This is a genomic window from Sporolactobacillus vineae DSM 21990 = SL153 (assembly GCF_000377985.1).
Lineage (GTDB): Bacteria > Bacillota > Bacilli > Bacillales > Sporolactobacillaceae > Sporolactobacillus > Sporolactobacillus vineae.
Map to the genome: position 1 here is coordinate 156314 of NZ_KB899044.1, position 19153 is coordinate 175466.

Annotated in this window: 16 protein-coding genes; 8 read left to right on the top strand and 8 right to left on the bottom strand. The window is 51.9% G+C overall.

The annotated features are described in order from the left end of the window. Positions 1-55: 55 nt before the first annotated feature. The 3 genes from D889_RS0105020 to D889_RS0105030 form a co-directional block, all read right to left on the bottom strand. Positions 56-1396: a replication-associated recombination protein A gene (locus D889_RS0105020; protein WP_026039023.1), complete on the bottom strand. Its 1341-nt coding sequence runs from the start codon at positions 1394-1396 to the stop codon at positions 56-58. Positions 1397-1529: 133 nt separating this feature from the next. Then, positions 1530-5057: a YhaN family protein gene (locus tag D889_RS0105025; RefSeq protein WP_010631138.1), complete on the bottom strand. Its 3528-nt coding sequence runs from the start codon at positions 5055-5057 to the stop codon at positions 1530-1532. Then, positions 5054-6328, bottom strand: a complete 1275-nt coding sequence (locus D889_RS0105030) for a metallophosphoesterase family protein (RefSeq protein WP_010631137.1) — start codon at positions 6326-6328, stop codon at positions 5054-5056. Before D889_RS0105030 ends, D889_RS0105025 begins: the two co-directional genes overlap by 4 nt. Before the next feature lie 278 nt (positions 6329-6606). Here D889_RS0105030 and D889_RS0105035 point away from each other — a divergent pair, with 278 nt between their 5' ends. Then, positions 6607-7731, top strand: a complete 1125-nt coding sequence (locus D889_RS0105035; protein WP_026039022.1) for a zinc-dependent alcohol dehydrogenase family protein — start codon at positions 6607-6609, stop codon at positions 7729-7731. 142 nt (positions 7732-7873) lie between these two features. Here the strand turns inward: D889_RS0105035 and D889_RS0105040 are convergent, their stop codons facing one another. Beyond that, complete coding sequence (locus tag D889_RS0105040; RefSeq protein WP_010631135.1) at positions 7874-8548, bottom strand: Crp/Fnr family transcriptional regulator; 675 nt, start codon at positions 8546-8548, stop codon at positions 7874-7876. A 197-nt stretch (positions 8549-8745) separates the two neighbouring features. Here D889_RS0105040 and D889_RS0105045 point away from each other — a divergent pair, with 197 nt between their 5' ends. The 3 genes from D889_RS0105045 (at position 8746) to D889_RS0105060 (ending at position 10346) form a co-directional block, all read left to right on the top strand. After that, positions 8746-9039: a cupin domain-containing protein gene (locus D889_RS0105045; protein ID WP_010631134.1), complete on the top strand. Its 294-nt coding sequence runs from the start codon at positions 8746-8748 to the stop codon at positions 9037-9039. Positions 9040-9251: 212 nt separating this feature from the next. Next, complete coding sequence (locus D889_RS0105055; protein ID WP_010631133.1) at positions 9252-9527, top strand: ferredoxin; 276 nt, start codon at positions 9252-9254, stop codon at positions 9525-9527. Positions 9528-9707: 180 nt separating this feature from the next. Beyond that, positions 9708-10346 carry an SDR family oxidoreductase gene (locus tag D889_RS0105060; protein WP_010631132.1) on the top strand — a complete coding sequence of 213 codons (639 nt, stop codon included), beginning with the start codon at positions 9708-9710 and terminating at the stop codon, positions 10344-10346. 70 nt (positions 10347-10416) lie between these two features. Here D889_RS0105060 and D889_RS0105065 read toward each other — a convergent pair whose 3' ends face one another. Then, the gene (locus D889_RS0105065) at positions 10417-11142 is read right to left on the bottom strand and encodes an EcsC family protein (RefSeq protein ID WP_010631131.1); all 726 of its coding nucleotides are present in this window, start codon (positions 11140-11142) and stop codon (positions 10417-10419) included. 289 nt (positions 11143-11431) lie between these two features. On the opposite strand from D889_RS0105065, the gene D889_RS0105070 reads away from it, so the two are divergent. The 4 genes from D889_RS0105070 to D889_RS0105085 all read left to right on the top strand — a co-directional run bounded on the left by D889_RS0105070 (position 11432) and on the right by D889_RS0105085 (position 15874). Beyond that, positions 11432-12190 (top strand): ABC transporter ATP-binding protein, encoded by a 759-nt coding sequence (locus tag D889_RS0105070; RefSeq protein ID WP_010631130.1) that lies wholly within the window; start codon positions 11432-11434, stop codon positions 12188-12190. Position 12191: 1 nt separating this feature from the next. Further along, a complete protein-coding gene (locus D889_RS0105075; protein ID WP_010631129.1) occupies positions 12192-14183 on the top strand; it encodes an FtsX-like permease family protein in 1992 nt (663 codons plus the stop codon). A gap of 106 nt (positions 14184-14289) precedes the next feature. Then, complete coding sequence (locus tag D889_RS0105080; RefSeq protein WP_010631128.1) at positions 14290-14940, top strand: response regulator transcription factor; 651 nt, start codon at positions 14290-14292, stop codon at positions 14938-14940. Continuing rightward, the gene (locus D889_RS0105085; RefSeq protein WP_010631127.1) at positions 14927-15874 is read left to right on the top strand and encodes a sensor histidine kinase; all 948 of its coding nucleotides are present in this window, start codon (positions 14927-14929) and stop codon (positions 15872-15874) included. Before D889_RS0105080 ends, D889_RS0105085 begins: the two co-directional genes overlap by 14 nt. 73 nt (positions 15875-15947) lie before the next feature. On the opposite strand, the gene D889_RS0105090 is transcribed toward D889_RS0105085, so the two are convergent. From D889_RS0105090 to D889_RS0105100, 3 genes are read right to left on the bottom strand one after another with little or no spacing between them, the layout of a single operon-like run. Beyond that, a complete protein-coding gene (locus D889_RS0105090) occupies positions 15948-16841 on the bottom strand; it encodes a glycine betaine ABC transporter substrate-binding protein (RefSeq protein ID WP_010631126.1) in 894 nt (297 codons plus the stop codon). A 58-nt stretch (positions 16842-16899) separates the two neighbouring features. Then, on the bottom strand, positions 16900-17739 hold the full coding sequence (locus tag D889_RS0105095) for an ABC transporter permease (protein ID WP_010631125.1): 840 nt from the start codon (positions 17737-17739) through the stop codon (positions 16900-16902). Next, positions 17736-18935: a quaternary amine ABC transporter ATP-binding protein gene (locus D889_RS0105100; RefSeq protein ID WP_010631124.1), complete on the bottom strand. Its 1200-nt coding sequence runs from the start codon at positions 18933-18935 to the stop codon at positions 17736-17738. The genes D889_RS0105095 and D889_RS0105100 overlap by 4 nt, the downstream gene beginning before the upstream one ends. Positions 18936-19153 lie beyond the last annotated feature (218 nt).

Genomic DNA, 19153 nt, shown 5'->3' on the forward strand with positions numbered 1-19153 from the left:
CGGCCGCCTGAAAAAATTTGAAAACCTGAGCAATGGTCAGCCCCTCCGGCTGAGCTTACTCAGGTTTTTTATCGTGCGGGTCGTGCTGCCGGTGCCATGCTTTGATTTGCTCCAGTCGCTGTGCCACCTTGGCTTCAGAACCCTGATCGGTCGGATGATAATATTGATGTCCGATCAGATTCGACGGCATCGTCTGCATGGTCGTCAGTTTATCCTTCGTGTCATGGGCGTATTGATAGCCTTCTCCGTAATGGAGTTCTTTCATCAGCCGGGTCGGTGCGTTCCGGATAACCGCCGGTACAGGCTCGTCGATACTGTTCTTCGCGTCATCTCTGGCCGCTTCATAGGCAGTATAAACCGCATTCGATTTCGGTGCCAGCGACAGATAAGTAACCGCGTGTGCCAGGTGGACACCGCACTCAGGCAGCCCGATAAAATGGCAGGCCTGATAGACCGAAACAGTGATTTCTACAGCCCTGCTGTCGGCCATTCCGACATCTTCGCTGGCAAAACGGACGAGGCGGCGGGCAATGTAGAGCGGATCTTCCCCGCCCTCCACCATTCGGGCCAGCCAGTACAGTGCCGCATCAACGTCACTGTTGCGCATCGACTTGTGCAGCGCTGAGATGAGATTGTAGTGCTCCTCCCCATGTTTGTCGTAAAGCAGCGATTTCTGGGAAGTGATCTGTTCCAGCGTGTCCGGATCGACAGAAATCCGATCACCGGCTTTTGTTCCATTCAGTACCGCCATCTCCAGGGTATTCAGTGCCACCCGCCCGTCTCCGTTGGAAAATCCGGCAATCATGTCAAGGGATTGCCGGTCGATTGAAATTTTCCGTGTGCCAAAGCCCCGGGGATCCTGAAGCGCCTGCCGAAGCAGCCGGACAATGTCTTCTGAAGTCAGTTGCTTCAGGACGAATACTTTACAGCGGGAAAGCAGCGCGGAATTAATTTCAAATGACGGGTTCTCCGTCGTCGCGCCGATTAAAGTGATGCTGCCCTTTTCGACATAAGGCAGAAATGCATCTTGCTGCGCCTTATTGAAGCGATGTATTTCATCAACGAAGACAATCGTTCTGGTCCCGAATTTGCGGTTTTCTTCTGCATCGGCCATCACTTTGCGGATGTCCTTTATCCCGCTCGTCACCGCGCTGAAATTGATAAAGGCTGCCTTCGTTTTTCTCGCAATGATCCGGGCTAACGTGGTCTTGCCGACCCCTGGCGGCCCCCAGAAGATCAGCGAAGCCGCTTCATCCTGGTCAATCAGTGTACGCAGCACTTTGCCCTCACCGAGCAACTGGCGCTGACCGACGAATTCGTCGAGATTTCTTGGGCGAACCCGCTCAGCCAGAGGCCGTGATTGCTCCGGATGATCAAATAAAGATTCCTGTTCGATGTTTGCCACTCCTTTTTGCTGCTAGCCAGTCCGCAGCAGACAATCCATTGCAGCATGCCCAACGTAACCCATGATTTTTCACTTAACGTTTTTAATTGATAAGCTCTAGGCGGCAGCGATAAGGAAGCCGGAATTATTTTGCCACGGATGCCCGTTCAGGGTTCAGTTCAAACAGCTGATACTCATCGTTCGATGCCAGTTCATGCATCATGGCCACAAGACGTTCATGGTGGGTGAAAAAGATGACCTGTGTCCGCTTCGACAGTCCGAGCAGCACCCGGAGTGTTTCCTTAGCGCGCAGGTCGTCGAAATGAATGAGAATGTCGTCCACAATAAACGGAATCGGTTCATTGTGCGCAGCATACTTCTCAATGCTTGCCAGACGCAGCGACAGATAGAGCTGGTCTTTGGTCCCGTCGCTCATCCCTTCCAGCGGCACCTTCCCGCCGCTCGCGTGAGTCCCCATCAGCACCGGCTGATCTTTTTCATCATAATCGACCGTCAGACCGGTGAATGAACGAAGCGTCAACCGGGTGAACAGTTCTCCGGCGCGCTTCAGGATCGGATCCTGGTTCTGGTTACGGTACTGCTCGATCCCCTTCTGCAGCAGCAGTGAGGCCATTTTCAGCTGAATGTACTGGTCTGTCTGGTAGGCGATCTGAGCCAGAACGCCTTCCTTTTCCTGCTCGGCCCGAACCGCGTCGGTACTGTTGCCTTGAATCTTCTCTTCATATTCATGTTTTACCGCACCGTGATCCTGCTCGCACTGTGAGCGTTCCGGTTCCAGCTGTTCCAGTTCGTTCCCGATCTCATCCAGATCTGCCGCAAGACTGTTTCGGTCGATTTGCGCTGCTTCCCGGGCGAGTTCGTCGAGGGACAGCCCGTCTCCGATCTGTAACAGTTCTTTACGGGTCTGGCTCAGTTCCGACTGACGCTGCTTCTTGAAGAGCGAAGCCTGTTCCGTCTTTTCCAGCTCTCCGGCAGTCGTACATCCGGCCTGGCGAATCAAACCGGTTAAAAGGGCTTCGGCTTCCTTTCTTTTTTGATCGGCTGATTTTGCGTCGACGCCGATCCTTTTCAGGCGTTGGTGAAGGCCTCTCAGCGTCTCCTGATCCGTCCGCGCTTTCTGAAGCTCCTGATAAAGCCGGTTGACGGCGGCGCCGCAGTCCGTCTCATCCATCCCGATGGAAAACAAGTGCGTCATCTCTCTCGTCTTTTTCATAAAATCCTGCACCTGAGCGCGCACTTTCTCCAGATCGATGATCACCCTTTGCCGCTCGTCTTCCCGAAGTGCCAGCTGCTCATAGCGGTTGAGCAGTGTTTCGGCGATCGCCGGTACTGTTGACGGGGTGATGCTCGTCCCGGCGACGGCGTCCTGCCAGGCTGCCGCCCACTGCTGCCGTTTGAGACTGTTTTCTTTCAGCTTGCCGGTCAGTTCTTCCTCATGCTTACGACCGTCTGCCAGGCTGGCTTTCAGGTTGTCCCGCTTTGTCAGCGCCGTGCGGGTTTTCCGGATCAGATCCTCCGCCAGGCTGATCAGATCTTCCAGACCGTCTTTTTCAGAAACAGTTACCCTGTTCTTCAGAACGTCATGAAGCAAATGATGCAGGTCGCTCTTTTTGTTGTTCAGCGCATCAAGCTCCCTGCGACAATCATCAGAGTCCTGGACCATCGTCCGGATCTGTTCATACTTGACAAGCCATTCATCCATTTCAGCCGGTGAAAGCGGGGTGATGCCATAAGTTGCCCACAGGGCGTTCCAGTCGTCCTGCCATTGATCTGCCACACGGTTCAGCTGTTCCTGTTCCGCTTTCAGCTGCACGATTTTGTGCCTGCTGCTTTCACTATCAGCCAGATATTTATTTTTCTCCCCGACTTTTGCCGCTTCGGCCCGCATACGGTCGGCAACACGGTCAGATTCACGGACATCGTCTTCATAAACGTCCTCAATCGCGCGGCTTCCGGTGTAGGCGTCAATGCTCACGCCCCAGTCGCCACGCTCCAGTTTGTTCCGGATCAGTCCCCAGCCCTGATCGCGATGCTTCCGGACATTTGTCAGCTGCGCTTCCGAGGGGATTTCTGCCAGGGAATCCAGCTCACGGATCTGTTTCCGGCACGTGGCCGCGATTTCTTCCTGAGCGTGAATCTGATCGATGATCTTCTGCCGGCTTTGATCCAAAGCGCGTTTTTTCTGCTCATTTAATCTTACAGTCTCTGTCAGAACAGCGAATGACCTGCCGATCAGTTCCCAGACGGTTCCATGCCACAAAGGCAGCCGCTTCACTGCTTCATCAATCTGTGCCTGCTTGAGTGCCAGTTTTTTCTCCAGACTGGAGAGCAACGATTCAATATCGCCCGCCCGTCTGGCTTTCTCCACTGCGCGTTCAATCTCCTCGCTTCCCGGCTGATCCGGCAGCGCATTCAGCTGATCCTGTTTCTTCTGCTGTTCCTCTCCGATCCGCTCCAGATCGTTCTGAAGGGCCGTCCGTGTATGATCGAGCAGCGGCTTCTGTTTACACAGCTGCCGGATCGTCTCCTTTTTCTCTGCAGATAAACGAAAGCGACCAATCTGCCTGATGTCTGCGCGAGCCGGGTCCAGTTCTTTCATCGCTGAAGTCAGCTGTGCATCGAGCTGGTCACGTTTTCCCTCAAGCAGCGGGATACGTTTCCGGTTCTTCTGATACTCAGCCAGTTCCTGGAAAAGCGTTTCAATACGTGACGTCTGTTCAAATAGGCCGTCGGGGATGCGCACTTCGCTCAGCTGACGCAGCAGCTCTTTATGCTCCTCATCCGCACGCTGCCCGTCTCTTACGGCGTTACTCAATGCGTTCTGCGCCGCCCTGCGCCGGTCGCCGGCATCGTCAGGAAGATCCGGCACATCGGCAAGCGCGGCTAATTTTTCCTCGAGATCTCTTAGTTTCGCCAGTTTCGGCAAGGTCAGTTTGATCCGTTCAAGCATCGTTTTCCTGCGTCTCAGCGCCCTGAGCCTTCTCTTGATCTCCTCAATCTTTTCTTCTCCGTCTCTGTAGGATTTCTCCAGCGCGTTCCAGTTGCGGACCTTCAGCTGCCGTTCGGCAATCGCCTTCTTGAGCTCCTTCTCCTCACTGATCAGCTTGTTCAGCGGTGTTTTCTTTCCCGACTTTTTAAAAATGTCCCTTGATTGATTTTCAAGGCGATCAAGAACCTTGCGCAGCCGGGTCAGACCGGAGGCTGCGGAAAAAAGGCTCTCACCAAGATTCCCGCCGCTCTGGAGCAGTCCCTCGCCACCTTCGCGCATCCGGACATGATCCAGAGCGAACATATTCAGGAAATGTTCCTTTGTGAGACCGTTCAAATACTGATTCACGAGGGCCTCACTGATCGGATGACCGTCCAGATCGAGAACGGTGTGCTTCATCCCCTTACGCCGGACAAACTGCAGCGTTTCTCCCGTTGATTTCCGGAGCTGGCCCTCAATTCTCAGCGAACCATTATCGTGGAGAAACGAATCTGTTGTCCGCGCCGGGATCCCATAGAGAAAATCGGTGATCGCCCGCAATGCCGTACTTTTTCCTGCTTCATTCAGACCGAACAGCAGATGAAAATTTTTTGCGGAATCAAAGGGAATTGCATAATCTGTGAACTGGCCGAACGCGCGAATCGTTAACCGGTCAAATCTCATGACACACTCATCTCCGGATGGGATAAATAATAGAGAATCAGATCTTCAACATCAGGCAGACGTTTTTTAAGGAATTCCGTACGATCAAACGAAAAACCGCCGTTTCCGTTTTTCAGTTCAAAAGGCAGTGCCTGCTTCAGGTCCTGGAATGCATCAAGCAGCTGATGCAAAGTTGCCTCATCCGCAGACATCCGGTTGATCGTGTTGAGGATGGCCGCCACAGGTGTGTCCTGTTTGGTCAGTTCAGCCAGACTGACCGGATCCGTCGTCTCGATCTTCACCTTCTCAACCCAGATGTCGCCGCTGCCGACTTCCAGCGCCAGTGACCGGATATTATTGATCAGATAATCCTCCCGCACAATCAGTTCCTGGTGAAGCTTCGTTATGCCGTGGATCTGAAAACGGACAGCCAGCAGCCGTCCGCCCGCCTGCCGGTAGCGCTCCTCAAGCAGCGTCCGCGCACTGTCGCGCATTGCTTCAATATCGGTCATCCCGGTTGCGTCAAGATCGCAGCGCTCCCAGCGCAGGACGTCGAGCGGCAGCTCGGTAAGCGTGTCAACGGTGCCATTTTGTACGCTGACCAGCGTGCAGCCTTTTTCCCCGGTCTCGTTGATGTGCCGGCCCTGAATATTGCCGGAAAAAAGAATCACCGGATCTTTCGGATGAAGCAGTTCACGTTTATGTATATGGCCAAGCGCCCAATAGTCGTAGCCCTTCTCGATCATGTCGTCGACGGAGCAGGGCGCATAATTCTCATGCCCCTCCCGCCCGGTCGCACTCGTGTGCAGCACACCGATGTTAAAGTACCCTTCACGGCGTTCGGGATACCCTTTGACCAGATTTTCCTCCACGGATCGCGAGGCAAAACCCTGACCGTGAACGGCCACTTTCAGCTCTTCGATAACGTCTGTTTCCGCGTGATCAGTCGGAAATTCACTCACATTATCCGGCAGTTTCAGTTCTCTCGAGATCAAGCTTGCTGCATCGTGATTCCCGCGGATCAGGAACACGCGGATTCCGGCCTTCTGCAGGCGTACCATCTGGCTCGTGAAGAAGAGTCCGGTGTTGTAGTCCTTCCAGTCGCCGTCGTATAAATCGCCGGCAATAATGAGGAAGGCGACCTTCCGCGTGATTGCCTGATCGATCAGGTTGACGAATGCATCCCGGGTGGCGCTCCGGATCCGTTCCACCGGCGCACCTTCATAGTGTTCGAGTCCGATCAGCGGGCTGTCCAGATGAATATCCGCCGCATGAATAAATGTAAATGACATACATCCTCCCCCCAGTCTCGCAAACTTCGCATACATCACGATCTAAAACTTATGATTAGTTTAATAGTAACAGATTCCTTGTTCAGCTTAAATATGAACCACTTGCAGAGAGTGTGAAAACAAATTTTAAGTGAACCAAAAAGATTCTTAAACTGAACCGGCTGAATCATTAGGATTCAGGCAATAAACTTGTAAGCGCATACATTGAAAATTATAATAAGAACACAACGTGATGCAGAAATGACCGAAATTTTATCCAAAGAAAGCCGGGCTGAATGATGAAAATCAGAGCTGCTGTGATTACAGAAATGGGCAAGCCACGTCCCTATGGAACAAGCAAACCGTTGTCTGTCCGTGAACTTGAGCTGGATGAACCGCAAAGAGGTGAAGTACTGGTCAAGATTAAGGCAGCCGGACTCTGTCACTCCGATCTGTCCGTAATCAATGGCAGCCGGCCGTGGCCGATGCCGATGGTGCTCGGCCATGAAGCCGCCGGCATCGTTCAAAAGACCGGTGAAGGTGTCGACGATCTGGCTCCCGGCGATCATGTCGCCTGCGTTTTCAAGCCGGCGTGCGGCCACTGCCTGCCCTGCCGCGAAGGACGTCCGGGACTGTGCGTCGAAGGCACAAAGGCGAACAACGCCGGCACCCTGCTCGGCGGCGGGATCCGGTTACATGACGGTGACCGGACGGTTTATCACCATCTTGGTGTTTCCGCTTTTTCCGACCACATTGTTGCTTCCAGCCGGTCGCTGGTGAAAATTGACCCGAGTGTACCATTTGAACAGGCAGCTCTTTTCGGCTGCGCCGTCCTGACCGGTGTCGGGGAGGTCATCAATACCGCAAAAGTTAAAGCCGGGGCAACCGTGGCCGTTGTCGGGCTCGGCGGTGTCGGCCTCAGCGCACTGATGGGGACAGTTACCTCCGGCGCCGGCGAGATCATTGCTGTTGATATTAATGACCGTAAACTTGCCTTCGCGACGTCACTGGGTGCGACGCATGTCTTCAACTCCAGGGAAAAAGGTACGGTTGAGAAAATCAAACAGCTGACCCACGGCGGCGTCGATTATGCCTTTGAAACGGCGGGCGCCGTCCCGGCCATGGAGGTCGCCTATCAGATTACCCGACCCGGCGGCGAAACGATCACCTCCGGACTGCCGCATCCCGAATCGCTCTTCTCTTTTCCCCAGGTGACCCTGGCTGCGGAAGAACGGACAATCAAGGGCTCTTATCTCGGAAGCTGCGTGCCCAACCGCGATATACCCCGGTATATCAGTCTGTTCCGGCAAAAGCGCCTGCCCGTCGATCAACTGCTCAGCAAAATCATTCCGCTCGAAGAAATTAATGAAGGTTTTGAGCAGCTGGCTGCCGGTGAAGTCAACCGTATCGTGGTCGTTCCCTGACAGGGAATAATAATCGTTTGGCATTTGAGTCTTTAAAAAAGACTTTAGCTGAAAAATAGGATAGACTTATTCTCACAAAGTCTCAGGTTCAATTCCCGGGACTTTTTTAAATGGAATAAACGGAGGGCTGTCTCATCACTTTTTACCGGCCCTTCTGCGGGTCAATTTTCACCAGTAATTTCCTGTCCTCTTCCCGTCGCACGAACCGTTCGGAGACCAGCTGATGCAGCAGGCGGCTGACCGTTTCCGGCGCAATACCCAGGTAATCGGCAATATTCTGTCCGGTAAGATGTATCCCGATAGCATACCAGCCGTCCGCCCGGCGCCGGCCTATTTTTAAAGCAAGCTGACGCAGAAAGTTCAGGAGCCGATCGGCGGCGCTGTGAAGCAGAGCATCCGAATAGCGCTGCATCAGCTCATGATTTTTTCGGATCAGAAATCGGGTCAGCTTCCGGCGCAGTGCCGGAAGTGTTTCAAATGCGGCCCATGCCTTTTCCTTCGGCAGAATAAAGAGCCTGCAGGAGGTGATCGCCTCCGCATTGGCCGGATAGGCGCCTGCATCCGTCAGCAAACCGACATGCGGGAAAAAGTCGCCAGGCGTGAACAGACTGACCGACAGCCGCTTACCGCTTTCATTTTGCTGATACGCGCTGACCAGCCCGTCAAGGATAAAGAAATAGTCGCTAAGCGGTTGTCCCTGAAAAAATAAGACGGACTTCGACGGATACGTACGAAAGCGCCCTTCTTTTTCTAATTGTGTCCGTTCCTTTTCTGATAATGGCTGCAGCCAGCCCAGTTCAGGTAAACGATCGATCATGACTCTCCCCACACATCACAGTTGATTTTTTCACCGTTACGCTGTTTATCCTCTTACTTGTTGTGATTATCGTCACATTTAACAGCCTGTTTCTTGATCTCGATCAAAGTACGTGCCCATAATCTCCTTTACAATCTTCATTGTAAGGGATTCTTCAATCGCAGTGTAACACGATTTTCCCTAAGGAGGAATCATCAATGGATGTTTTCACATTTCAGGCAAGTACCGTCAGGAAAGATATTCTTTATAAAGATGGCGATCAGGTCATTATCCATCTCACCCTGCAGGCCGGACAGGCCATCCCGGAACACAGCGGTAACGATGCCATCGTTACCGTCATTCCGATCCGCGGCGAGATTGCTTTTTCGACGCAGGATCAGACGGCAACGCTGGTTCCCGGCAAACTTGCCCGGCTCAATGCACGCGAGCGCCATTCGCTCAGAGCAGCCAAAGACAGTGAAGCGATTCTTGTTAAATGGAATAACCGGTAACGAAATAGGGAAAAAGGTGCAGAAACGTTAAGAAACTTTGTGAGAATCAGGGATTGACGATTGATCTTTAACCGTTTTCGTAAAAATCAGGTTCATTTCATCGTGGTTGATCAGTCGCAACGCGTTTTATTAGCCGAATTTAAGATTTATCAGCCGATCGGCCGGTTGCTGCACCGAATCCGTTTCATGTCACAGGAAAGGAGTGCATGAGCATGAGTCAAACAGAAAAAAAAGAATCAGCGCAGGTATACACCCGGGTCGACCAGGAAACGTGCATTGCCTGCGGCGCCTGCCAGGCAACAGCACCGGACATTTTTGATGCGAACGATGAGGGCATCTCCTTCTCGCTCATCGACGACAATCAGGGAATCCGGCCGATTCCCGAGGAACTGCTTGACGACCTGGAAGATGCGGCAGATGGGTGCCCGACCGAATCGATTCTCGTAAGCCATCGCCCATTTAAATCGGCCGAGACTTCAGCAAAGTGATCCGTGTACGCCAGCGCCGGCAATCTGCTGCCCTTTAGGGACGAGCCGCAGTTCGGATCACCATCGCCTCTTGACTCGGGCATAACAGAGAATTATCCTGATCAACGGATGAACAGTATCCGAATGGTGAAGTTAACATAATCATGTTTATGTTATGGAAATGTCAAGGAGGTTTTCATGATGCGTCATGTACTGGTATTAGGTGCCAATGGACAGATTGCCCGTCTGGCTGAAAAGCAGATGCTCGCTGATTCTGACGTGCATCTGACACTTTTTCTGCGCCGTTCGTCTCGCCTGAAACCTGAGGATCTCAGCCGGGAGAAAGTCGTCGACGGAGATGCAGCCGATCGTAATGCGCTGACCGAAGCGATGAACGGAACAGATATCGTCTATGCGAACCTGGCCGGTCAAAATATTGAAGATCAGGCGAAGGCAGTCGTCGCCTCAATGAAGAAAGCCGGCGTCAACCGGCTGATCTGGATCTCCACGCTCGGCATCTACGACGAGGTGCCCGGCAATTTCGGCAAGTGGAACAATCAGCAGCTTGACGGTTATCTCGACCGCTACGGCGCAGCGGCAAAAGTCGTCGAAAATGCCGGCCTCGATGAGACGATCATCCGCCCGGCCTGGCTGACCAATAAAGATGAGATTGACTATGAGACAACTCAGAAAAACGAAACGTTTAAAGGTACGGAAGTCTCACGTAAAAGTGTGGCAGCCTACGTTACCAGCCTTGTAAAGGACCCTGCGAAGGACGTGCACAAATCGGTCGGTATCAATAAACCGAATACCGACGGCGACAAACCTGCATGGTATTAAGCTTTACCAATAAAAAGATAGGCTTAAAAGATCAGAGACAGCCGCTCTGATCTTTTTTCATCTGTCCCTTTTAAACAAATCGCGACGGCGCAGTCAGCAGTCTCAGCCGGTAGCAGTTCATCGCTGCTTCACCAAGCTGCTGCATCAGATTGTTGTTGACCAGGGCACCGACCGCAGCACCGATCCCCGGAACCAGCTGCATCATTTTCGCAAAATCGATGTAGTCCCGGTATTCCAACTGGAATTCTTCCCAGTCCATGTCACGGAAGGCGGCCTGACTGCTGTCCCAGTCCTCAATGGTTTTCATCGTCTCCCGGCGAACGGCATCGCTGGAAAAAGCCAGCTTGAAGATTTGCAGGAGAAAGATGCGCTCTTCATATTGCGCCGTGTCAAAACCGTAGATCGCCGCCGCGTCGAACAGAAACTTAATCTTGATCGAGAGCAGCAGCGGAAAGTCTGCCAGTCCAAGCAGGATCCCGCCGGCACCGGTACCCGCCCCTTCCACGATCGCTGCTTTCCGGTATGCTTCAATTTTCTTCTTCAGCTTCTGATCCTTCTCTTCCAGCGACAGTCCACGGCTCTGATTCTTCTTTGTTGTCAGATGAGAGCCGGTCAGCGTTGCCCGCACCATATTTTTAATCGCAATAGTGATCGCACGCTGCACCCTTTCCGGAATCCAGTTGTTCATCCGGGTCTGCACTTTCTTCGAGATCCGGCTGACGGGGCCGGAGCGCTTCAGTATTTTCCGCTGCCAGGCTTGAATTTCGCTATAGGCTTTCAGCTCATAATGATTCATCGGACCTGCCCCTTTCGCAAATTTGGAACTGTACTGCGTCCATTATTAGTATTCGCCGGATCGGCACGCTTATTTGCGCAAATCTGTATGCACAATATGGGGTAAAATAAATGATCAAACTTATGGATAGGTTTGTCGCCAAGTCTTGTGCTTCGTAATCCATCCGCCGGCACATTCAGCCCAATCTGACAAATCTGTAAGACTTCCGGCCGGAAATGTCAGCGGACGCCGCGCGATCGCCTGTATACTGAACACATCAGTTAAATCATAGTTTCAGGGAGCGAACACGATGCTGCTACAAGTCAATCACCTGCAGAAAATATTCCAGACAAGATTCAGTAAAGAAAAAACAATTGCCTTACAAGACGTGACCTTCAGTGTTGATGACGGCGAATACATCGCCATTATGGGGGAAAGCGGTTCGGGGAAAACGACGCTGCTCAATACGCTGGCGACGCTGGAAAAACCGACGTCGGGATCTGTGATCCTCAATGGCCGGGATGTGACGAAAATCAAAGAAAACAAGCTGGCCGAGTTCCGCCGCACCCATTTAGGATTTATTTTCCAGGACTTTAATCTTCTTGACACGCTGTCGGTTCGGGATAACATCTTCCTGCCGCTCGTCCTTGGCCGCCAAAAGATAGGCGTTATGCAGCAGCGTTTAGAGGAGCTGGCCCCAAAATTGAACATTGCCGATCTGCTGAATAAGCAGCCGTTCGAATTGTCCGGCGGTCAAAAGCAGCGGGTGGTGATCGCCCGGGCACTGATCACCGGGCCGGAACTTGTTCTCGCCGATGAACCGACGGCGGCGCTTGACTTCAGGAACAGTGAACACCTGCTCTCGCTTCTTGAAGAAATCAACGGCACGGGCCAAACCATTCTGATGGTGACGCACTCGGCGATTGCAGCCAGCCACGCGAAGCGCGTCCTGTTCATAAAAGACGGGCGCATCTTTCATCAGCTCTACCGCGCCGATCGGGAAGCCGCCGCGTTCATGCAGGAAATCAGCATGACAATGACCAACCTTCTGGGAACTGAGGTGCGCTAAGATGCTTTATTTAAAATTAGCCGGTCGCAACATCCGTCAGTCGATCAGCAATTTTCTCCCCTTCGCCCTGTCCAGTGTGGTGATGTTCATCATGAATCTGATGGTCGCCACCATTTTACTCAGTCCCAGCTTGAAAAAGCTTCAGGGATGGGGAAATTTTGCGATGTTGCTGATCCTGGGCTTAATCGTCCTGACCCTCTTCGCTGTCATCTTTATGATTTACAGTTATCGCTTTTTACTGAAACGGCGGACAAAAGAATTCGGGCTCTATCATATTCTCGGCCTGAAGAAGCGGCAGATCGCCCGCATCGCCGCACTGGAACTGCTGATGATGCTCCTTGCAACCGTCATTGCCGGAACAATCCTGGGGATTATCCTGGCCAAATTCCTCTATCTCATCTTTATTCATCTGCTTGGTGAAAATTATTTCGACTTGCAGTGGAGCCCGATTGCAGTCGGTATTGTAACGGCTACCTTTGCGTGTATCTATCTGCTGCTCATGATCCTCGGCAGTTTTTCCATCCATCGTCAGTCCAGTCTTGAATTGCTCAATAACGCGAGTAAAGGAGAAAAAGAGCCCCGGTCACGCGGCTTTCTCGCCGTGCTGGGCATCGTCTCCCTCGCCATCGGGTATTATCTTGCGGTAACAGTTGCCTCACCGTTCGATGCCCTGACAAAATTCTTTATCGCTGTGCTGTTCGTCATCTTCGGGACGCTCCTCTTCTACATGAGCTTTACGATCTGGCTGCTTAAACGGCAGAAAAAGAACAAAAACTATTACTATCAGCCAAAGCACTTTATCACGGTATCCGGTATGCTCTACCGCATGAAGCAAAATGCGGTGGGACTGGCCAATATCTCGATTCTTGTCACGATGACATTCGTTACCCTGGCGACTACTGTCGGGCTCTACTCCAGCATCAATGGGTTTCTGAATGACTATTTTGTCCGCAACACAATCATCACGGTCAATACGACCGAACAACGAAGCAGCGCGTTCATTGATCAGGTAGCCAAAGAAAGCGGAATACCTATGAAACACAAAGTAGTCTACGAACTGTCGAACAGTCTGACCGGAGCAATGAAGAACGGCAACTTCGAGAACAGACAAAATCTTTCCAGTCTGACGACGGTTAATTTCATGACCGCAGAGACCTATAAAAAATTGACAGGAAACACGGTTCACCTGAACAGCAATCAAGCGATCGCCTATCCGGCCGTCGGCAGCTTCACGGAATCAAGCATCCGATTTGGGGATCAAACATTTAACATTAAAAACAAAATTAACGGCATCCGAAATTTCCCATCGATCAGGCTGACCACAGCAAACTGGCTGATTCTGATCGTCAACTCGAGAGCGCAGATTCAGCCGGTCTTAGACGCTGCAACCAAGGCGGCAGGAAACATTTTACCCCTTGGCTTTGAGACGACCATCAGCGCGGACGCAGCCTCAAAGGACGCGGCGAAGCTCAATAAGGCATTGTCCGACTACCGCGTGGACGGAAATAAGATTCAGCGGCTCGATACAACAAAAGAACAGGCGCTCCGCGGCACCGCACCCTCCTTACTCAGCTATGATGACATACACCGGCAGTTTCTTGCCTTTGCCGGCGGCTTCCTGTTCATCGGCCTCGTCTTAGGGTTCACTTTCATTCTCGGCACGGCACTGATCATTTACTACAAGCAGATTTCTGAAGGCGAACAGGACAGGCGCAGCTTCAAAATCCTGCAGGAAGTCGGTTTAAGCGGTGACGAAGTGCGGCAGACGATTCGCTCACAAGTGCTGCTTGTATTCTTCTTGCCGATTGTTGTCGCAGTGGTTCACTTCGGTTTCGCGTTTATCATGATTCAGAAACTGATCAGTCTGTTCGGCACGACCCGCTTCGGTTTGCTGCTGTTGACCAGCGTGGGCACGATCGCTGTCGTGGCGATCATTTACTACTTTATCTACAGACAAACAAGCCGGGCTTATTATCGAATCGTCGAACGATAACACGCAAGCGGGCATCCCAAAATTTGCGGGGTGCCCTTCTTGTATTTGTCCCCTGTCCGGAATTTCAGTAGAATGAGGATAGCCAATCACTACGGGAGATTATTTGATGACAAAGCTATTTATTGTCGAAGACGACGCAGCCATGGTGAAACAGCTGAAGTCTGTGCTGACCGACTATACAGCGGTTTCCGTTCAGAATTTTCGCAGCGTCCGCCAGGAAATTGAAACGGAGAATCCCGACCTGATCTTAATGGACATTACCCTGCCCTACTTCAACGGATTCTACTGGACGACGGAGATTCGCAAGCGAGCGACAACCCCGATCATCTTTCTCAGTTCGGCTGATGATGAAATGAACCAGGTCATGGCGATGAACATGGGCGCCGATGATTACGTTACCAAACCGTTTTCGGCCGACATATTAAAGGCGAAAATCAATGCCCTGCTGCGCCGGACCTACAGCTTTTCTCAGGCACAATTGACCTTCAAGGGGTTCATCCTGGAAGGCGCTGAATTAAAAAAAGGGGCGGACAAAGTTGAGTTAACGCCCACCGAGGCCAAACTGCTGCGCACTTTTTTCGAACAGCCCAATCAGACCGTACCCAAAGACGTGCTGCTCGCAAAGCTCTGGGAATCGGATGACTACATCGATGCCAATGCCCTGCAGGTCAACATTGCCCGCCTGCGCAAGAAACTGAACACGATTGGCTTCGATTACATCGGAACGGTGCGGGGTGTCGGTTATGTTCTGGCGTGAGCGAAAAGATTACATTTACGCTGTCCTCACCATTGTGCTCGTCATGAGCCTGACCTTTTACCTGCGCGGTCTGCCCATGCATACGTTCTGGTCGGGTTTTCTGTTTGGTGTGACCGTCCTGATTGTTTTCAGCGGCTATGACTATTACCGGTTTCGACGCCGCCGCAACGAACGGCTCCGGCAAGTCGTCCCGCAGGTTGACTTAACACCGCAGTCGCAGGCAGAACAAGACTTGCTGAAGCTGCTCGATGAACAGAAAGACTACTACGAGAAGAAAATGGCCGGAATCAGGCATTTTGACGAGGACTTAACCGACGTGGTGCGCCTGTGGAGCCATCAGATGAAGGTGCCGCTCTCTGTGCTCAACCTGATGGGACAGACGGATGATTTTACGCGGGACGAATTGAAAGATCAGACATTCCAGCTGGAAAACTATCTGAATATGCTGCTGCACTACCTGCGCCTGAACCATGAACAAACCGACTACCGGTTTACACACGTGCCGATGAAGCCGCTGATTCAGGCCATCGTCCGCAAGTTCGCCCCGCTGTTCATTCGGAAAGGACTGAGCGTTACCGTTGATGGCGACGCAACCTGGACTACAGACGAAAAGTGGCTCTCCTTCGCGCTCGAACAAATCATCAGCAATGCCGTCAAATACACCAAAAAAGGCAAAGTCAGCGTCCGTATTTCCCCGCGGTCCGTTCGAATCAGCGACACAGGCATCGGTATTCTCAAGGAGGACTTGCCGCGCCTGTTTGAGCACGGCTTTACCGGCTACAACGGCCGCCGCGACAAGAAGGCAACCGGCCTCGGCTTCTTCCTCGCAAAAGAAGTGGCTGACCGCCTTTCGCTGAGCATCGATGTGGCTTCAGAAATTGACAAGGGCACAACCGTGACTGTTTATCGATCTGAATTGGCTTTGAAAAAATAGCAGAATAATAAGCACCATTCAGGAATAATCCCCTGAGTGGTGCTTCATCTTTTCATATCCATTGCCGATCAAATTATTTTGCAAGATCGTCGATTGAATTGATCTTTACATAGGATGGAACCGCAAGCCCCATTTTCGTACCTTTAAGGTTCGGTCCAAGATCCGTCAACTGATCTTTGAATTGCATGAAATAAACGGCTTGAGTTGTCGGCAGCCAGGCCGACACAATCGCATCGATGCTCCCCTGTGCCACACCAGCCCACATTGGCCCGGCAGCCAGCAGTTCAAGGTTCACCTTATACCCCAGATCACCAAGAATGGCAGCCACCACATTGGTACTGGCAACTTCCGATGACCAGGCAACGTAACCCAGTGTAATCTTCTTTCCATTGACCTTGTGTACACCCTTCGTCCATTCAGATACCTTGTCAGCATTGGCAGCAATCCATTTTCTTGCGGCTTCACCTGGCTCGGAACCATTCTGAATGTCAAGCATGACACGTTCAATATCAACCGGAGTCCAGTAAAATTGATCCAGCAGCTTCGCCGCGTTCGGAGCCTCATCAGTGAAACCCTTATGAACAATCGTGTGAATCGCTTCTTCAGCACCAAAGGCGCCTTTTGGATCTTTCAGGTACTTCAGATTATATTTTTGAAAGATCCAGTGCGGTGTCCAGCCTGTGATAATGATCGGCGCTCTGTTCCGAATGGCATCATCCAGGGAAGCAGTCATGGTAGCTTCAGATCCGGACTCCAAATTCCAATGATTCAGGCCATAGTCTTTCATGACTTTGTTTTCCAACACCTGCATCTCACCGGATCCGGGTTCAATCCCTGTGATCGTGTCATGGGTCTGTTTCCCGATAGGCGCATTTGGATCGTAGGAAGCCATCATACTGCTGCATCCGGCAACAACCAGGGTAAGAATCATCATCAGTCCTGCAACGATCAGTTTGATTTTTCTCAATGCATTGCCTGCCTCCTATTGAGGGGTAGTTATAGCCTCCGATAGTCTCAGCTCAGTCTCATTTGCTGATGTCTTTCGCTCTTCTGGAAATCCGATCGAAGATAATGGCCAGAATGACGATCGACAGCCCGGCTTCAACACCAACATCCGTGCGCAGTGCCGTTACAGCCATATAGACATCGGCACCCAGCCCGGGGGCACCAACCAGTGAGGCGACAACAACCATAGATAGCGCCAGCATGATACTCTGATTGATTCCTGCCATAATCGTTGGCCTGGCCAAAGGAATCTGTACCTTGAACAACTTCTGCGCCGTGGTCGACCCGAATGCCTCGGATGCTTCAATCAAGTCTCGAGGCACCTTTTGAATACCAAGACTGGTCATTCGAGTCGTCGGCGGCATCGCAAAAATAATCGTTGCGATGACACCCGGAGGCATTCCGGTGTGGAAAAGAAATACGGCTGGTATGAGATAAACAAATGAGGGCATCGTCTGCATGACATCCAGAATCGGTGTAATGATTCGCCGGAAGGTTTTGCTGATTCCGGCAAGAATGCCCAGCGGCAGCCCAATAACCACGGACAGAACGACCGAGGTCAGAATAAGTGCAAACGTCTGCAGGGCGTGCTCCCAGTATCCCAGGTCATAAATCAGCACCAAACCGAATAGAGTGAACAGTGCCACGCCCCAGCCTCGTCTCCTGAAAGCAATCACAACAAAGATGAGAATGAAAGCAAATGGTGTGATCAGGTTGAAAAACGTGACCAGCACGTCGACAAACCAGCCAATGCCATCTGCGATGGCCCCAAAAAAGCCGGAAAAATGGGCTGTAATAAACTGAACCAGGAGACTTGCCCATTCTCCGATCGGAATCTTCGGCAGAACGGAACCGTTCATGACTTCACCTCCGTATCACGTGGCGCGGCGATGCCGGCCAGTGCATGAATCACGGAAGCCCGTCGAACCATCCCGACCAGGCGGCCCCGCTCATCCACGACCGGAAGCGGCAGTGACGCTTTTGAGATCTGCTCAAACAGGTCATTCAGTACCGTATCCTCAGAAACCGTCTCGACCTCTCTGACGATATTGCGGCAGCTCTGTCCCTTTTTTGCCGCTTCCGCCGCACGTTCCGCATCGACAACACCAAGAAACTTTTTCCCGCGATCCACCACAAAGATGCTGGAGATCCCGCTATCATTCATCAGCTCAAGAGCTACTCTTGGTCCCCGGCCCACTTGCATCGCATCCGGACGGGACATAATCCGGCCGGCAGTGATAACCTTGCTGAGATTGACATCTTCCACAAAGTGAGCAACATAGTCGTTCGCCGGGTGGATCAATATCTCCTCGGGTGTCCCAAGCTGAACAATCCGACCATCCCGCATCAAGGCAATCCGGTCACCGATCCTGAGCGCCTCATCCAAATCATGCGTAATAAAAATAATCGTTTTCTGCATCTCATCCTGAAGATCCAGCAACTGATCCTGCATCTCCTTACGGATCAGCGGATCTAACGCGCTGAACGCTTCATCCATCAAGAGAATATCGGTATCACTGGCCAAGGCCCGTGCAAGCCCGACTCGTTGCTGCATCCCGCCGGAGAGCTCGGACGGCAAGCTGCTCTCATAAGCTTTCAGGCCGACTGTAGCGAGCGCCTTCTTCGCCCGCTCTGTTCGTTCCTTCTTCGGCACGCCCTGAATTTCCAGCCCGTAGGCGGCATTGTCGCGTACCGTTCGATGCGGAGACAGCGCAAAGTGCTGAAAAACCATACTAATACCACTCCTGCGCAGCTGACGGAGATCACGTTTGTTCATTGCCGTGACTTCCTTTCCGTCCATAAATATCTGACCGGAAGTCGGTTTAATTAAGCGGTTGAGCATACGGACAAGTGTTGACTTACCACTTCCCGAGAGGCCCATAATGACAAATATTTCGCCGGATTCGACTGAAAAATTCGCCGAACCGACACCTACTGTCATTCCTGTCTTTTTCTGAATCTCCTGTTTCGTCAGGCCCTGATCCAGCAAACGTAAACATCTGTCTGGATTCTTACCATAAATTTTCGAAACCTGCCGGACTTCTAGTTTGCTCATAAACTCAACTCACTTCCCATGAATATCGGTGCTTGACGGGCTAATTAACGGCCCAGGCGGCAATGGTTCAGGCATCAGTCTTCGGACCGTATTCATGTCTGTTTCACGTATATATCTCTTAAAATTCACCGAATTGTCGATTCCTTTCTCACTGAAACTCAGCAAATACTCAGGGTTCGATCACGGGCAGTATTGTTCCAATATAACATAATCCCCAG

What these genes read in the sequence shown, in the direction of transcription:
- D889_RS0105085 (WP_010631127.1), top strand. Translation starts at nt 14,927, where the DNA reads ATGTTCTGGCGTGAGCGAAAAGATTACATTTACGCTGTCCTCACCATT.
- D889_RS0105095 (WP_010631125.1), bottom strand. Translation starts at nt 17,739, where the DNA reads ATGAACGGTTCCGTTCTGCCGAAGATTCCGATCGGAGAATGGGCAAGT.
- D889_RS0105055 (WP_010631133.1), top strand. Translation starts at nt 9,252, where the DNA reads ATGAGTCAAACAGAAAAAAAAGAATCAGCGCAGGTATACACCCGGGTC.
- D889_RS0105035 (WP_026039022.1), top strand. Translation starts at nt 6,607, where the DNA reads ATGAAAATCAGAGCTGCTGTGATTACAGAAATGGGCAAGCCACGTCCC.
- D889_RS0105025 (WP_010631138.1), bottom strand. Translation starts at nt 5,057, where the DNA reads ATGAGATTTGACCGGTTAACGATTCGCGCGTTCGGCCAGTTCACAGAT.
- D889_RS0105060 (WP_010631132.1), top strand. Translation starts at nt 9,708, where the DNA reads ATGCGTCATGTACTGGTATTAGGTGCCAATGGACAGATTGCCCGTCTG.
- D889_RS0105100 (WP_010631124.1), bottom strand. Translation starts at nt 18,935, where the DNA reads ATGAGCAAACTAGAAGTCCGGCAGGTTTCGAAAATTTATGGTAAGAAT.
- D889_RS0105080 (WP_010631128.1), top strand. Translation starts at nt 14,290, where the DNA reads ATGACAAAGCTATTTATTGTCGAAGACGACGCAGCCATGGTGAAACAG.
- D889_RS0105030 (WP_010631137.1), bottom strand. Translation starts at nt 6,328, where the DNA reads ATGTCATTTACATTTATTCATGCGGCGGATATTCATCTGGACAGCCCG.
- D889_RS0105075 (WP_010631129.1), top strand. Translation starts at nt 12,192, where the DNA reads ATGCTTTATTTAAAATTAGCCGGTCGCAACATCCGTCAGTCGATCAGC.
- D889_RS0105045 (WP_010631134.1), top strand. Translation starts at nt 8,746, where the DNA reads ATGGATGTTTTCACATTTCAGGCAAGTACCGTCAGGAAAGATATTCTT.
- D889_RS0105070 (WP_010631130.1), top strand. Translation starts at nt 11,432, where the DNA reads ATGCTGCTACAAGTCAATCACCTGCAGAAAATATTCCAGACAAGATTC.
- D889_RS0105065 (WP_010631131.1), bottom strand. Translation starts at nt 11,142, where the DNA reads ATGAATCATTATGAGCTGAAAGCCTATAGCGAAATTCAAGCCTGGCAG.
- D889_RS0105040 (WP_010631135.1), bottom strand. Translation starts at nt 8,548, where the DNA reads ATGATCGATCGTTTACCTGAACTGGGCTGGCTGCAGCCATTATCAGAA.